A 15,854-nucleotide genomic window follows, 5' to 3' on the forward strand; every position below is an offset into this window, starting at 1 on the left:
GCCGGTCAGACGAAGTCGAACACGCTGAAGCCGGTCGTCATGTCGTCGAGCCCGAGCGGCCTTGTGATGGGGGGTTCGGCCCGGGCGAGACACCCGGCGCGCTCGCAGACCCGGCAGGCCGGGCCGACAGGCAGCGTCTGCACCCGGCCCGGCGCATCGGGCACGCCGCGCAGCACCGCGCCATAGACGATGTCGTTGCGGTGGGCGATCTCGCAGCCCAGAAGGATCGCCGTGCGGCGCGGCCGTTCGTGAAAGGCGCCCTGCGGCCCTTCGAGCGTGCGGGCGATGATCAGGAACTCGACGCCGTCGGGCATCTGCACGGCTTCCACCAATATGTGGCCGGGCGTGTTGAACGCCTCGTGCACAGGCAGTTTGGGACACGAGCCGCCGAACCGCGCCTGCGGATAGCCGCGCGCGCCGGCGCGGCGGAAGCGGTTTCCGGCCTGGTCGATCTCGGCCATGAAGAAGGGCACGCCCGCCGCGCCGCGCCGCTGCAGCATGGTCAGCCGGTTGGCCGCCTGCTCGAACGACACGCCAAAGCGCGATTTGAGCACGTCGAGATCGTATTTCTCGCGCACCGCGACCTGCAGGAACCGCTCATAGGGCATCATCAGCGCGTGGGCGGCATAGCGCGCCATCTCGAAACGGGCGATGCGCCGCGCTTCGTTCGATGACAGTTTGAGATCCTCGATCTCGGCGGTGATCGCCACCTGCATGCGGATCAGCGCCGCCTCCATCGCCACTTCGCGCTTCTGGTCGAACGGCGAAAGGCGCTCGGAGATGAACAGCCGGTTGGAATGGCGGTCATAGCGGCGCTTCCAGTCGGGCATCGCCTCGACCGGCAGCACCTTGACCGAGATGCCGTGGTCGGCGCGCAGCCAGCCCGTCAGCGCGCCCATCAGATCGTCGCCCGGCGAAAGCAGCTTGGTGAAGCTTTCGGCCTCCTCCTCGAGCCGCGCGAAATGGTTGGGCCGCTTTTCGAGCGTGTCGCGCACCTCGTCGGCAGGCAGGCGCGCCGAGGCGATGCGCGTCTCGCGGCCCTCCCGGGCGAGCATGTCGGACAGATCGCTCAGCCGCTCCTGGCTTTCGCGATAGGCGCGGTAGAGCTTGACGAGCGCCGCGGACACGTTGGGCGCGCCTTCCGAAATCTCGATCAGTTCCTGGTCGCCGGGCAGTTCGCCGGCGAGCAGCGGATCGGCGAACATTTCTTTCAGTTGCGGCAGCACCTGTTCGCCGCCGCCCTGCAATTCGTTGACATCGACCTTGTAGACCGAGGCGAGCTTCAACAGGAGCTGGACGGTGAGCGGGCGCTGGTTGCGTTCGATCAGGTTCAGATAGCTCGGCGAGATGCCAAGGTCTGCGGCCATTGCCGTCTGGGTCAGTTCGCGCTGGGTGCGGATGCGCCGGATGCGCGGTCCGGCGAAGATCTTCTGGTCGGCCATGGCAAGGCTCCTGCGGCTGGCCGATCCATGCCCGATTGTGACAGTTTTGACAAGTTGACGAAAGCAGGCCGTCAAAGCCGCTACCGGCTCACGCCAAAAGCACGGCAGTGCGGCAGATGCCTGTTGTCTTTGCATTTTTGCGTGGCATTGTCGGCATCGGGCGCCACCGGCCTCGCCTTGTCACACGCCGGACCATGATGATCGGTCAATCGCTTTGACCGGTTTTTACCAGGTCCGGCGGATGGCAGGACGGGCGCGGGCCGCGTCCGGACCTGAACCAAAAGGGGCAGTGGACTTTTGTGCGCCGCCCCGCCAATAAGGGCCAAAGGCCACCACGCCACGGAGCATGACATGTCGAGCCACGAACGCCCCAAGACCCACGTCAAGGAACGCGCCGAAGAGCAGTCGTCCACCATGGGCGCCGACCAGCAGGCGGCGATCCGCATGCTGGCCAACGATCTGCACCGGCTCAACCAGTCCGTGATGAAGGCGGTGGAGGCGGGCGTGTCGGTGGAGCTGGTGCGCTCGGCCCGCCACCATGGCGGCGACGGGAACTGGGGCGACCTCTTGATCCCGGTCATCGTCACCCAGGGCAAGTAGACGCGCGCAGGCGCTTCTCGGCTCCCCTCACAGGGGCAGCGCATTCCCGCAACCGGCGCCCCCAACTCGTTATCGCCCGGGCGCAACGCGACCGCGCATCGCCGCTTCTTCGGCGCCAACGCGCCGTCGTGCCTTGTCAGCGGGACTGGCGCGGCCGCAGCGAATGGAACGCCGGAAGCTCTGCGCCGAGTCGGGCGCCGGTGCGCCTGGCCGCCGTAACCGTCAGTGCTAGGCCGCCCGCCGCCAGCTTTCCTGGCGTATGAATTCGATCAGTTGGGCCGAGCGCATCGGCCGTGCCAGCGCGAACCCCTGCAGCGCATCGCAGCCAAGGCTCTTGAGCAGAGCGGCGTGCTCCAGCGTTTCAACGCCCTCGGCGACCGCTTCGATGCCGAGCGAGTGCCCGATCTCGATGATGGCGGCCACCAGTTGGCGCTCGCGATCGGACGCCACCATCGGCATGACGAGCCCGCGATCGATCTTGAGCCGCGCCGGCTGCAGGTGAATCAGGCTGCTGATCGATGCGTAGCCGGTGCCGAAATCGTCTATCTCGATATCCACGCCCAGCGAACGAAGATGCTCCGCATTGCGCACGATGCTGTCGTCGCTCTCGTCCAGGAAGATGGATTCCAGCAACTCGAAAGAAACGCTGCCGGGCTGGATCGGGAGACCGGACAGGCTCTCGGCAAGATCGGAATCGCGAAGCCGCGACGCCGAGACATTGACGGATAGCTTCGGGATTTCGATGCCGGCCGCCAGCCAGCGGGTGCGCTGGAAGAGCGCCTGCTCGAGGATGGTGCGGTCGATCAGCTTGGCAACGTTCAGCTCCTCGGCGATCGACAGGAAAGCCGCCGGCGCCAGCAGGCCGTCGGTGGGGTGCTCCCATCTGGCGAGGGCCTCGACACCCACCAGATCCAGCGTCTTGGCATCGAACTGGGGTTGGAAAAACGGCAGGAATTCACCGTTTTCAAGCCCGCTCAGTACGGCGTCGGACAAGCGCTTGGTGCGAACGATGTCCGCGCGCAATTCATCGGAAAAGAATTCGAAGCGATCGCGGCCGTTTCTCTTTGCCCGATAGAGCGCGATGTCGGCATCGACCAGCAGACGCCTGGCGACCTCCTCGTCCCAGGTGCCCTTGTCGGCAATTGCGATGCCGATGCTGACACCGCACCGGCAGTGGGTTTCCTCGAACGGCAACGGCCGCCGCATCTGTTCGATGATCCGGCCGGCAAGGTCCGCCAAGCGATTTTCGTCGGTCGATCCCAGCACCGCAACGACGAACTCGTCACCGCCGATGCGCGCCACGAAGTCTCCCGGCTGCGCGTTTTCCTGCAGGACCGAGGCCGCATGCCGGAGAACCTCGTCGCCGGCGGCGTGGCCCAGCGTGTCGTTGATCTGCTTGAAACGGTCCAGATCGATGTGGAAGAGGGCCAGTTCACAGCCGGCGCCGCGGCCCGAAAGCCATTCGTCCATGTAGCGCCGGTTCGGCAGCCCGGTCAGGCTGTCATGCAACGCATTGTGCTCCATCTTCGAGCGCGCGTCTTCCAGCAGGACGGTTCTCTGTTCGGCGCTTTCCTTGGCCGCCAGCAGGTGTTTTCGAAGCTCGACATCGCTGGAGAAATCCCAGTTGACGCCCATGATGTAGCGATGGCTGTCGATGTTTGTGTGGACCGCGCCGATCGCCCGGATCCAGCGTGTGGTGCCGTCCTTGAGGACCACGCGGAACTCCGACCTGTAGGCGCCGTTGCTGGCGATCGCACTGTCGAACTCCGCTTCTGCCTTGGCCCGGTCATCGGGGTGCAGGGCGGTCGACCAGACCTCGTAGGATGCCGCATCTTCGTCCGCAGCGATGCCGTAAAGCTCCTTCATCCGGTCGTCCCAGGTCAGGGCACCATTGTCCAGATTGAGCTCCCAGACGCCGATCTTCGACGTATCGAGCGCAAGTTCGAGCCGATGCGACAGGCGCTGCAGCTGCTCCTTTCGCCGCCGCAGTTCCGCGACATGCGAGCGGCGCTCGTCGTAAAGGCGCCCGGCCAGGAACATCGGCACGACCAGAAGCAGGCCGGCGAGCACCACGGCCATCCGCACCTGCCAGGTGTTGGACGGGCCGGCGGGCCATCCGCCGCGGGGCACGGCCGCGACCTGCCAGGTCACCGACGGCAAGGCAATCGTCGCGACCACGGGCGCGTCGGCGAAGGTGGCGGCCGAACCCATGAAGACCGAACTGCCGCGGCCGAACGGATCGACGCTGGCGATGGCGATATCGATGGGCAGGTCGCCGGCAAGAACGCCGCTGTCCTCGAACAGTTCATCGACGTCGATGACCGCCGAGAGCAGCCCCCAGACGGTCCGGCCTTCCCCCTCCGGTCCGGTGAAAACCGGAAAACGCCCGATGAAGGCGCGGCCACCCTGCACCAGGTCCACAGGACCGGCGAGGACGATCTCGCCCGTCCGCACCGCCCGCAAGACGTCGCCGCGCTGCTCGCGGTGTTCTCGGTAGTCGAGACCGATCGCCCGCTCGTTGCCCTCCACCGGGTACATCAGTTCGACGACCAGATCGGGGGCGGCGGCCAGGTTGCGAATCTGGGAATGGCTGCCGACCATCTGGCGCGCGATGGCCGCGAACTGCGCCTGGTCGATGTCGGGCCGCGCCGAAATCACCGCGACGAGTCCGCGGGCCAGCTGCAGGTTGGCGTTGATATTGCCTTCCAGCCGTGCCCGGACGAGGCCAAGCTGTTCGTTTACCTCGGCCCGGACGCTCTGCTGGTGCAGTTTCCGGTTTTGCTGTTCGGCGAAGATGCCCGCCGTCAGCGTGACTGCCAGCGCCATGGCCGCGGCGAGATGGCCGATCTGGAAACCGGAACGAAGGCGCGACAGGCCGGACCTGTCCCTGGGATCGGTGTGCGAACGCTTGTTCACGCGTTGGAACCACGTGCGGGTTGGTCAAAGGTCGCCCAAAATTAGACCGAAATCCGAAAGAAAACCCTAACGCACCACAAAGCGGGCCGGGGTGTGGAGGCGCATGTCCGCCACCGCGCTTCCCTGCAAAGACGCGGATCCGCCTGCCTCATCCCAAGGTGCGGGCGCCAATCCCCGCCCTTAAGCGTCGCGCCGCCGCGCTCGCTGGCGGGGACCCCGTCTCGCCGACCTTTCGGCGCGCACGCGCAGCCGTCCCGCGCCAGCGGGACTGGCGTGAGCGAAGTCTTCTTTAATCGCCCAAGGACTTGCGCTTCGCGCCGTTCCGGCGCTCAACGTGCGCCTTGGGCTGGAACAACGGGCGGTTTGGTGAGCCGCGATCCGAAGTTTTTTATGTTGCGGTCGCCAAACCGCCCGTCCGGCGGGCTTGCGGTGAACGCCGTGCGGGGCGCCGGCCCTTGGGCCACTGTCCCGAAGCGTTGTGACACCTTCATCTGCCGCACGGCATGACCGCCGCACCGAATCTCGGCCGCTCCGGGTCGGCCGCCTGAACCCAAATGCACCGGCCGATCATTGCCGGTACGGGCCAAACGGCACACTCCGCACCTTCATTCCGCCCTGCCGTGGGGATTCAGCATCCAGCGCCGCACCTCTGCGCCGCCCGGCAGGCCGCCGTCCCTTTCCCCGGATGGTCGGTTCTAGACCCGAGGTTCCGCGAAAGGGATGGCCGGGAGTGTAGGGGCGGTAGCGGACGGTTGGATAAGTTTTTTGGGGGCCTCCGCACTTCCGTCATCCCTGTGCTTGTCACAGGGATCCATTCCAGAGGCTTCGACGGCTGATCGCTGAGCGAGAACCGGGCTGCGCGTCGGCAAAAGGCAGCGCACCTTGTCTCTGAGCGACGTCCCGTTCCGCCGACCGCGATTGGTTCGGTGAGCGGCCAGGCCCGCCTCTGCCAGCGAACCCGCGCAATCGGCCGGAATGGATCCCTGTGACAAGCACAGGGATGACGGAGGAACGCGCGGCCCGCTGCCCTTCTTTCGTCGGCATTCATGCCGGACCGCCGGCAACACCAAATGAACCGGGTCAGGTTCACGGACACTGCGCAAAGCCGGGGTGCGAGGGGATAGCGGGGAGTTTAAGGGCGGTTGGGAGTAGGGGGATAGGTTTGTCATACTTGGGGGCTGACGGCCCGAAGCGGTCTTTTAATAGGTCGCGCGATGCCGCAACGCGACCCGTTAAACCGGCCATTTGCTACGGGCGCACGATTGCAGGCATTCAAGCGGTGGGAGTGTGGGCAAAACGCAATCAGAGCTGCGAAACAATGGGCGGATCGCAGGACCAGTTGTTTCTGCTCTCCATCACGAAGTTTGTGGGGCAGCCTAACAGTAGGAAGCTACTGGTAACCGCGCGCAATCGCTTGTTTTGATTGGATGACTTAGGCTAAACTTATCAACTTAGCGGATGGAGAGATGGGGCGTGACTGTAAACAAGCCACCTGCGCGCACGCTGAAGATGTTGGATCAGGTAGCGTTTCAGAATGCGGCAACCGCCGCTGGCCTTCAATTCAAGGTTTTCCTTGCTGGGCCGTACATTGAGTCGACTGGTAAAAAGCCGGGTCGTGGCGAAAAGAATAAAGCTAAGCGTCTCAGGTATGCGCTCTATCACTGGCTTTCGGACTTCAGTTGGGTTGTCACTATGGGGGAATACAAGCGTCTGGTCGACGCGGCCAATCCGTTGCTGGGACCACGCAACAATGCGGCGAGCGCGGAGCTGCTACACGCTAAGCGTTCAGCTGATGCTATTGTGATGCTCCCAAGCAGTCCCGGTTCCTTTTTGGAACTTGGCGCGTTCTCGTTGCATGAAGATGTCTGTCGAAAAATGCTTATCATAATTGATAAAAAGCACGAGGCGGATGATCCAAACTACCTGAACACCGGACCTATTCCCGCAGCAACAAAGAAAGGTGCTCAGGTTTTATTTATAGATTATGATAATCATGACGCCTGCTGGAAATCTGTCGAAGAATTCGTAGTTGAACAAGGTCATAGAGTGGCAGAAAACAAGCTGCTATCGCCATGAAAAAGGTTGAGCCACTTTTTGCCTATTTTGCGATACTCGCCGTTATCCAGCCAGCGCGAATTCAGGATATTGAAGCTAGCGCAAAACAATTGCTCAGTCCCGACTACGCGGACTTGCTAATTGAAGGCGGGCACTTTCGAACGGCGCACGAAACTGCGCGCGAACGTGGTTTGATCATTCAAGTCCGTCGTGGGGTCTATTTTACAGCGCCTAAAGCTCGACATCTGGTGCGGCGGGAAGGCCTTGAACGCTCTATCGACAACCGGCGTTTTTTCTTGATGAAAGCACAACGTAGGAGGTACAAGTGACGTGCGAGTTGGTATCGCGTTCAGCTTGTTCGTTGTTTCGGCGAGCCGTTGTTCAGGTTTGGTTTGAAGGGGCTCGTGGCCTAGGTCGAAGAGGNCGTTTTGCCGGACCTTGCCGCCAAAACGCCTCTTCGACCTAGGCCACGCGCTCAAGGCAGTCTTCACTTCAAAGACTGGAAGTTGCTGTAGATGCCAACTCGCTCCTACTACTTCCCTAAAGATTTTGCCCACCTTGAAGAGATACTTCGCGCGGAACAAGGAGGCTTGCCCGAAGAGGAAGCTGCAATTTTCCGTGAACGGGGGCTGCCGCCCATACCGACCACCGGTGCATTGCCGCTGTNTTCTTGGGATCAGCCCAAAGACAATTTTCTCAATCCGACATCGTCCTCAGAAGCATTATCGTTCCTTCCCTTTAAAAAAGAAGGACGGCTCCAAACGCGACATCGATACACCCCGGACCTACCTAAAAGTCATCCAGTGGTGGATTCTGGACAACATCCTGAACCAGGTTGAGTTCGCTGAGTACGTATTCGGATTTGTGGCTGGACGAAGTGCTGTCCAAAACGCTGAGTACCACCTTGGCGCGAAGCACGTTCTCAACACTGATATTCGACAGTTTTTCCCGTCAATCACAATCGATCAGGTGCAAGCAATCTTTAGGTCGTTCGGCTACCAGGACGACGTCACAAACATGCTATCAGAACTGTGTTGTCTCGACGGTCATGTGCCACAGGGCGCGCCAACCAGTCCGGCTATCGCAAACCTCGTCTTGCAGGAGTTGGACATGGAGCTATCAGTCTTAGCCGAGAGGGCTGGTCACCGATATTCGCGATATGCTGATGACCTAACATTCAGCTCCCAGTCATGGATTGAAAGAGATTTCCTCAATTTGGTTGAGTCAGCAGTTCAAGTCGCAGGATTTGAATTGAAGCCTGAAAAGACCCGTTTTTCGGGCTCTGAAGGACGGATGGAAGTTACAGGGGTGGTGATTAACGAGAAGCCCCAACCTACACGGCTATGGCGAAAACGTGCGCGGGCAACGCTTCACAAACTAAGCCTACTGCCTCGGCTGACCAGGCGTGAACTGTCGTACCTTCAAGGCGTGGTCGGGATGGCGGGCCAGTTTCCCAAGAGCGCACAGATGCAGCAACTTTCAGAAAGTGCACGTTTAGTCATTGAGAAAAAGTCGGCGACTATTATCGGGGTGGGCACAAAGCCGACGCTTCCAAACGGCTTGACCTTCAGGCAAGCGGAGGCCCTCGCCAGTCTTGCTCCACGGAGAACGAACATAGAGATCGCACTCCGACTTGGTGCCTCCGTGGCCGCCGTGAAGAAGAGGTTGCAGGAAGCCTATAAAAAAATTGGCGTCAATGATCGACAGGAAGCAATGATTTGGGCGACTAGGAACCTGTAGACTCAATGTCCGCTTCATCGCCTCATGGTTCTTCGGCTTGTATGTGCAGCAAATGCCTGCTCTCCGCCCACTGCAGACCTTGACTATGTACCCCACCCCTTCCCCTCCACCCCATCCTGTGCCACCAGACTTGCATGAGTGGGGACATCACCACCGACCAGATCTTTCTCTTCGGCCTGTTCGGCATCCTGTTCGCCATGCTGGTCTGGGGGCGGGTGCGCTACGATCTGGTCGCGTTCGCCGCGCTCCTGATCGCCGTCCTGGCCGGCCATGTGGACCCGGACGCGGCCTTCGCCGGCTTCGGGCACCCGGCGGTGGTGATCATCGCGCTGGTGCTGATCGTCTCAAGGGGCCTCGTCAATTCCGGCGCGGTCGAACTGATCGCGCGCTTTGTCGTCGCGCCCGACCGGCCGCTGCCGGTCCATATCTCGGTGATGGCGGTGGCCGGCGCGGCGCTGTCGGCGGTGATCAACAATGTCGCCGCGCTGGCGCTGTTGATGACGCTCGACATGGATGTGGCGAAGAAGGCCAGGCGCGCCGTGTCGCTGACCCTGATGCCGCTGTCGTTCGCGACCATCCTTGGCGGCATGATCACGCTGATCGGCACGCCGCCCAACATCGTCATCGCGCAATACAGGCAGGACGCGCTCGGCGCGCCGTTTTCCATGTTCGATTTCACGCCGGTCGGGCTGATCGTCTCGGTGGTGGGCATCGCGTTCGTCGCGCTGGCCGGCTGGCGGCTGATCCCGGCGCGCGACGGCAGCCAGCCGCTCGACGAGGATGCCGGGCTCTATGTCGCCGAGGCGCGGGCGCGCGAGGGGTCGCGGGCGATCGGGCGGATGGTGCGCGACCTTTACCCGGACGCCGCCGACAAGGACGTGCAGATCATCGGCCTGGTGCGGCGGGGCAAAAGGCTGCCCGGCTTTGCGCGCACCGAGGAAATCCGCAAGGGCGATTTCCTGGTGCTGGAGGGCGATCCCAAATCGATCGAGGCGTTCATGGGCACGGCGGAGCTCGATTTCGCCGGCTCGGAGAAGCATGGCGGCCTGCGCGGCGCCAATCTGACGCTGATCGAGGCGATCGTGCCGGACACGGCGCGCATCGTGAACCGTTCGGCGCTGGACGTGCGGCTGCTCTACCGCCACGGGGTGACGCTGCTGGGTGTTTCGCGCGGCGGCAAGCGCTTCCGGGACCGGGTGCGCAAGCTGGCGATCCGGCCCGGCGACGTGTTGCTGCTGCTCGGCCCGGACGACCGGATGGACCAGACCGCCCAGTGGCTCGGCGTCTATCCGCTGGCCGACCGCAAGACCGCGCTGATCCAGCGGCGCAAGGCGGCCGCGGCGATCGGCGCGTTCGGCATCGCCATCGCGCTGGCGGTGACGGGCATCACCACGCTGGCCATCGGGCTCAGCGCCTGCGTTGTCGCCTATATCGCCATGGGGCTTCTGGGCGGCGAGGATTTCTACGCGATGATCGAGTGGAAGGTGATCGTGCTGCTCGCCTCGCTCATTCCATTGTCGGCGGCGCTGGAAGCCTCGGGCGGCACGGAGCTGATCGCCAACGCCATTGTCGGCGGCACCAATGGCTGGCCGGCCTGGGCGATCCTTCTGGTCCTGATGGTCGTCACCATGACGATGAGCGACTTTCTGAACAATGTGGCGACCGCGCTGATCGCCGCGCCGATCGGCGTGTCGGTGGCGGGCTCGCTGGGCGCCAATCCCGACCCGTTCCTGATGGGCGTTGCGGTGGCGGCCTCCTGCGCCTTTCTGACGCCGATCGGCCACAAGAACAACACCATCATCATGGGGCCGGGCGGCTACCAGTTCGGCGACTATTGGCGCATGGGGCTGGCGCTGGAGGTGATCGTCATCGCGGTGGCGGTGCCGGCGATTTTGTGGGTGTGGCCGTTGTAGGGAACGCCCCGTTTACGGTAGGTGCACATCAAACAGGCACAATCGGCGATAACAGACAGAAGGGCCGATCATCATGAGCACCGTCGCCATCACGGGAACCGGCGTCTTCACGCCGGAACTGGTCGTCACAAACGACGAACTGGTAGAAACCTTCAACGCCTGGGCCGACCGGCAGAACGAAGCCAATGCCGACGCCATCGCGGCCGGCGAAACGGAGCCGGTGCCGCATTCGTCGTCGGAGTTCATCGTCAAGGCGTCGGGCATCGAAAACCGGCATGTGCTGAACAAGTCCGGCATTCTCGACCCCGAGATCATGCACCCCGTCCTGCCCGAGCGCTCCGAGGACGAGCTCGGCGTGATGGCCGAGATGGCGCTCGACGCGGCTAAAAGGGCGCTGGCGCAGGCCGGCCGCACGCCCGCCGACATCGACGCGGTGATCTGCGCGGCGTCGAACCATGAGCGCGCCTATCCCGCGATCGCCATCGAAATTCAGGAGGCGCTCGGCATCGAGGGCTTTGCGTTCGACATGAATGTCGCCTGCTCGTCGGCCACCTTCGGCATGCAGGCCGCGCACGACATGATCGCCAACGGCTCGGCGCGGGCGATCCTCGTCGTCAATCCGGAGATCTGCTCGGCGCATCTGGAATGGCGCGACCGCGACTGCCACTTCATCTTCGGCGATGTGTGCACGGCGGCCGTTCTCGAACGCGCCGATGCGTCCGACGCGGCGGGCCGGTTCGAGATCGTCTCGACCCGCTGCAAGACGGTGTTCTCCAACAACATCCGCAACGACAATGGCTTTCTGCGGCGCACCCGGCCCGGCCACATGGAGGACCGGCGCGACATGCTCTTTCGGCAAGAAGGCCGCAAGGTGTTCAAGCAGGTGGTGCCGATGGTCGCCGAGCTGATCATCGAACACCTGGCCGACAACAATATCGCGCCCGACCGGATTGCGCGGCTCTGGCTGCACCAGGCCAACAAGGCGATGAACGATCTGATCGGCGCCAGGGTGCTGGGCCGGACGCCGGAGCCGGGCGAACAGCCCAACATCTTGCAGGAATACGCCAACACCTCGTCGGCGGGCTCGATCATCGCCTTTTCGCAGTACAATGACGATCTCAAGCCCGGCGATCTGGGCGTCATCTGCTCGTTCGGCGCCGGCTATTCGGCGGGCAGCGTGATCGTGCGGAAGGTGGGTTAGGGCGATTTGCGGCTTAAACAAGGGAAGGCCGGCCGCGAGATGTTCGGGCCGGCCTTTCTTCGTCGCTGCGTTCTCCGTCAGTCCCTGGGCTCGTCCATCAGGCCTTTGACGATGGCAAAGCAGGCCAGAAGCAGGACGATGGTGAACGGAAAGCCGGTCGAGACCGCCATCGCCTGAAGCGCGCCCAAGCCCCCGCCGAGCAGCAGCGCGATCGCCACCAGCCCCTCGAAGGTGCACCAGAACACGCGCTGCGGCAGCGGCGCATCGACCTTGCCGCCGGCGGTGATCGTGTCGATCACCAGCGAGCCGGAGTCCGACGAGGTGACGAAGAAGACGATCACCAGGACGATCGCGACGAACGAGGTGATCGCGGCCAGCGGATATTGCGACAGCATGACGAACAGCTTGAAGTCCTGCCCCGCATCGGCAACGCCGGTGAACCCGTCATTGACGATCTGGTGGATGGCGGTGCCGCCGAACGCCGTCATCCAGAGCACGCAGACGGCGGACGGGATCAGCAGCACGCAGATGATGAATTCGCGCACCGTGCGGCCGCGCGAGACGCGGGCGATGAACATGCCGACGAAAGGCGACCAGGAAATCCACCAGGCCCAGTAGAACGCCGTCCAGCCCTGGCTGAAATTGGCGTCCTCGCGGCCGAACGGCATCGACAGGGCCGGCAAGTCGGCCAGATAGACGCCCAGATTGGTGAAGAAGCCGGTGATGATCGCCAGCGTCGGGCCGACGATGATGACGAACGCCAGCAGCAGCATGGCCAGCACCATGTTGATCTCCGACAGGCGCTTGACGCCCGCATCGAGCCCGGCGACGACCGACATCAGGGCGATGGCGGTGATCGCCAGGATCAGGATCACCTGAAACGTGTCGGTGTTGGGAACGCCGTAAAGGTATTCGAGACCGGCGCTTGCCTGCGAGGCGCCGAAGCCGAGCGAGGTGGCAAGGCCGAACAGGGTGGCAAAGACGGCCAGCGTGTCGATGATGTGGCCGGTCCAGCCCCATACCCGGTCGCCGAAGATCGGGTAGAAGACCGAGCGGATCGTCAGCGGCAGGCCCTTGTTGTAGGAGAACAGCGCCAGCGACAGGGCGACGATCGCATAGATCGCCCAGGGGTGCAGGCCCCAATGGAAGATGGTGGCGGCCATGCCCAGATTGGCGGCCGCCTGTTCGTCGCCGGCCGCGCCGCCCAGCGGCGCCCAGTCGGTGCGAACGCCATTGTCCATCGCGGTTCCGCCGAGCGACGAGGTGAAGTGCGAGATCGGTTCGGAGACGCCGAAATACATCAGGCCGATGCCCATGCCGGCGGCGAACAGCATGGCGAACCAGCCCATATAGGTGTAGTCGGGCGTCGCGTCGCGGCCGCCAAGGCGCACCTTGCCGAGCGGGGTGACGATCAGCACCAGACACAGCAGCACGAAGACATTGGCTGCGGCCAGGAAGAACCAGTCCAGCGTCGAGGTCAGCCAGCCGCGCAGGCCGTTGAACAGCGGATCGACCTGGTTCTGGAAGGCCAGCGTCAGCACGACGAAGGCGACCACAGACAGGCCCGAAATCATGAAGACCGGATTGTGGATGTCGAGCCCGAACGGGCCGATCGAGGTCTCGATATTGTCCTGACCGACCTCATAGTCGGTCTCGATCAGATTGGCCGGCCCTTCGGGCTGCGGCAATCCGGTGGAGATTGTCTCGTCGCTCATGGCGCTGTGCTCCCGTTTGTTGTGTCGTTGTCGCTTCGGCCCGGCGCGTCAGCGCACCAGGAACACCGAAGCCTTGGCCTGTTTGGCCATGGCGCCGCCATGGGACGGCCAGAGGTGCCAGAAATGGTCGGCGATGCCGGGCGCGTGCGTGGCCATGACGACCAGATCGGCGCCGATGTCCTCGACGGCCTTTAGCAGGCTCCGGTCGAGATCCGCCGCCGGGTCGTGGCTGACAACGGCATGGGTTGCGACACCGATCCCCTGCGCCTTGGCCTGCTCGGCGGCGAAGGCGTCGAGGTGGGCCCGGTATTCGTCGGGGTTGTGGCCGCCCGGTCCCGGCGTGGCTGCCGTTACGCCGATATAGGTCACCTGTGCGTCATGAAGCCTTGCCAGATCGGCGGCGACCCCGATGGCCTTTTGAAGTTTGTCACTGTGTGCCAGGTCCACCGGCACGGCGATTTTCTTGTACACGATGCCCTCCCATTGTTGTGCGCCCGGCGCGCTCCCGGCACGCGGACATGTTGCTTTGATTGTGACCGTCTGCCGCAGGCAAGATCATTCCTGCTGCGCAATGGCGGGGCGCATTTGGGACAAATACGGTCGGTTTTTGCGCGTGGCCCCGTTGGCGCGCGTCTGCCGCGCGCCGGCCGTCCGGACACGGCAACGGGTCACGGACGGTGCCCAAGGGCTAACGCGTTCATGGTTGGCGCGCAACCGCGCGCTGCCGAAAAATTGGGCAACGTTCCGGCTTGCGCAGAAATTCCAATGGCCTAAGCTGGCTCAATGTCGGAGGGCGCAGCGAAACATTTCGACGAGATGACCGGCCGGGGCGATGGCGTCCGTTCACCCTATTTCGCCTACCGGAGCTGGTTCGAGGCGGAAGACCCCGCCCGCCTCAAGCACAAGGCGGCCGAGGCCGAGACCTTCTTCCGGCGCATGGGGATCACCTTCAATGTCTATGGCGAGGCGGACGCGACCGAAAGGCTGATCCCGTTCGACGTGGTGCCGCGCATCATTTCGGGCCGCGAATGGGCGCGGCTGTCCCGCGGCATCGAACAGCGCGTCACCGCCATCAACGCCTTTCTGCACGACATTTATCACCGTCAGGAGATCCTGCGCGCCGGCCGCATCCCGGTGGAACTGATCGCCGGCAATGACGCCTTCCTGCCGCAGATGATCGGCGTCAAGCCGCCCGGCGGCGTCTACACCCATATCGTCGGCACGGATCTGGTGCGCACGGGCGAGAACGATTTCTACGTGCTGGAGGACAATGCGCGCACGCCGTCGGGCGTTTCCTACATGCTGGAAAACCGCGAGACGATGCTGCACATGTTCCCCGAACTGTTCTCGTCGGTGGCGGTGCAGCCGGTCAGCACCTATCCGCGCAACCTGCGGCGTTCGCTCGCCGCCTGCGCGCCCGCCAACCGCGCCAACGGCACGCCGACGATCGCGGTGCTGACGCCGGGCATCCACAATTCGGCCTATTACGAGCATGCCTTTCTCGCCGACCAGATGGGCGCCGAACTTGTCGAAGGGCACGATCTGCGCGTCGTGGACGGGCGCGTGGCGATGCGTACGACGCGCGGCTACCAGCCGTTGGACGTGATCTACCGGCGCGTGGACGACGATTTCCTCGATCCGCTGAACTTCAACCCGTCCTCCATGCTCGGCGTACCGGGCATTCTGGATGTCTACCGGGCCGGCAACATCACGATCGCCAATGCGCCGGGCACGGGCATAGCCGACGACAAGGCGATCTATTCCTACATGCCCGAGATCGTCGAATTCTATACCGGCGAGAAGGCGATCCTGAAGAACGTGCCGACCTGGCGCTGTTCGGAAAAGGATGCGCTGGCCCATGTGCTCGACAATCTGGACAAGCTCGTCGTCAAGGAAGTGCACGGCTCGGGGGGCTACGGCATGCTGGTCGGGCCGGCGGCCTCGAAAAAGGAAATCGCCGCCTTCCGGAAGAAGCTGAAAGCGCGGCCCGGCAGCTATATCGCGCAGCCCACACTGTCGCTGTCGACCGTGCCGATCCTGACCAAGTCGGGACTGGCGCCGCGCCATGTCGATCTGCGGCCGTTCGTCCTGGTGTCGCCCAACGGCATCAAGATCACGCCCGGCGGACTGACGCGCGTTGCGCTCAAGAAGGGCTCGCTGGTGGTCAATTCGTCCCAGGGCGGCGGCACCAAGGACACATGGGTGCTCGATGAGTAGGGCGAGCGAGCGGGGTTTGCGGTACAAATGTGCGACGCAGCCTCGCCCTTCGGGG

At 63.5% G+C, this 15,854-nt stretch carries 11 protein-coding genes; 7 read left to right on the forward strand and 4 right to left on the reverse strand.

What is annotated here, in order from left to right:
- Positions 1-5: 5 nt before the first annotated feature.
- Positions 6-1,442: a helix-turn-helix domain-containing protein gene (locus DEM25_RS04140; RefSeq protein ID WP_109767786.1), complete on the reverse strand. Its 1,437-nt coding sequence runs from the start codon at positions 1,440-1,442 to the stop codon at positions 6-8.
- 351 nt (positions 1,443-1,793) lie between these two features.
- On the opposite strand from DEM25_RS04140, the gene DEM25_RS04145 reads away from it, so the two are divergent.
- Positions 1,794-2,042, forward strand: coding sequence for an SMc00767 family acetate metabolism repressor (locus tag DEM25_RS04145; protein WP_039722642.1), 249 nt, complete (start codon positions 1,794-1,796; stop codon positions 2,040-2,042).
- A gap of 228 nt (positions 2,043-2,270) precedes the next feature.
- Here DEM25_RS04145 and DEM25_RS04150 read toward each other — a convergent pair whose 3' ends face one another.
- A complete protein-coding gene (locus DEM25_RS04150; RefSeq protein ID WP_109767852.1) occupies positions 2,271-4,868 on the reverse strand; it encodes a bifunctional diguanylate cyclase/phosphodiesterase in 2,598 nt (865 codons plus the stop codon).
- A 1,563-nt stretch (positions 4,869-6,431) separates the two neighbouring features.
- On the opposite strand from DEM25_RS04150, the gene DEM25_RS17555 reads away from it, so the two are divergent.
- From DEM25_RS17555 to DEM25_RS04165, 5 genes are all read left to right on the forward strand, one after another.
- The gene (locus tag DEM25_RS17555; protein WP_109767781.1) at positions 6,432-7,034 is read left to right on the forward strand and encodes a hypothetical protein; all 603 of its coding nucleotides are present in this window, start codon (positions 6,432-6,434) and stop codon (positions 7,032-7,034) included.
- Positions 7,031-7,342, forward strand: coding sequence for a hypothetical protein (locus DEM25_RS17560; RefSeq protein WP_109767780.1), 312 nt, complete (start codon positions 7,031-7,033; stop codon positions 7,340-7,342). The genes DEM25_RS17555 and DEM25_RS17560 overlap by 4 nt, the downstream gene beginning before the upstream one ends.
- A gap of 322 nt (positions 7,343-7,664) precedes the next feature.
- Positions 7,665-8,753 (forward strand): retron St85 family RNA-directed DNA polymerase, encoded by a 1,089-nt coding sequence (locus DEM25_RS04155; RefSeq protein ID WP_245412820.1) that lies wholly within the window; start codon positions 7,665-7,667, stop codon positions 8,751-8,753.
- Between the two features lie 134 nt (positions 8,754-8,887).
- On the forward strand, positions 8,888-10,666 hold the full coding sequence (locus tag DEM25_RS04160) for an SLC13 family permease (RefSeq protein WP_245412756.1): 1,779 nt from the start codon (positions 8,888-8,890) through the stop codon (positions 10,664-10,666).
- 73 nt (positions 10,667-10,739) lie between these two features.
- Positions 10,740-11,867, forward strand: coding sequence for a beta-ketoacyl-ACP synthase III (locus tag DEM25_RS04165; RefSeq protein WP_109767778.1), 1,128 nt, complete (start codon positions 10,740-10,742; stop codon positions 11,865-11,867).
- 77 nt (positions 11,868-11,944) lie between these two features.
- On the opposite strand, the gene DEM25_RS04170 is transcribed toward DEM25_RS04165, so the two are convergent.
- Both DEM25_RS04170 and DEM25_RS04175 read right to left on the reverse strand, forming a co-directional pair.
- A complete protein-coding gene (locus DEM25_RS04170; RefSeq protein ID WP_109767777.1) occupies positions 11,945-13,582 on the reverse strand; it encodes a BCCT family transporter in 1,638 nt (545 codons plus the stop codon).
- A gap of 48 nt (positions 13,583-13,630) precedes the next feature.
- Positions 13,631-14,053: a universal stress protein gene (locus tag DEM25_RS04175; RefSeq protein WP_109767776.1), complete on the reverse strand. Its 423-nt coding sequence runs from the start codon at positions 14,051-14,053 to the stop codon at positions 13,631-13,633.
- A gap of 312 nt (positions 14,054-14,365) precedes the next feature.
- Here DEM25_RS04175 and DEM25_RS04180 point away from each other — a divergent pair, with 312 nt between their 5' ends.
- Positions 14,366-15,799: a circularly permuted type 2 ATP-grasp protein gene (locus DEM25_RS04180; RefSeq protein ID WP_109767775.1), complete on the forward strand. Its 1,434-nt coding sequence runs from the start codon at positions 14,366-14,368 to the stop codon at positions 15,797-15,799.
- The last annotated feature ends 55 nt before the right edge of the window (positions 15,800-15,854 follow it).

It is taken from the genome of Oceaniradius stylonematis (assembly GCF_003149475.2).
Taxonomy (GTDB): Bacteria; Pseudomonadota; Alphaproteobacteria; order Rhizobiales; family Rhizobiaceae; genus Roseitalea; species Roseitalea stylonematis.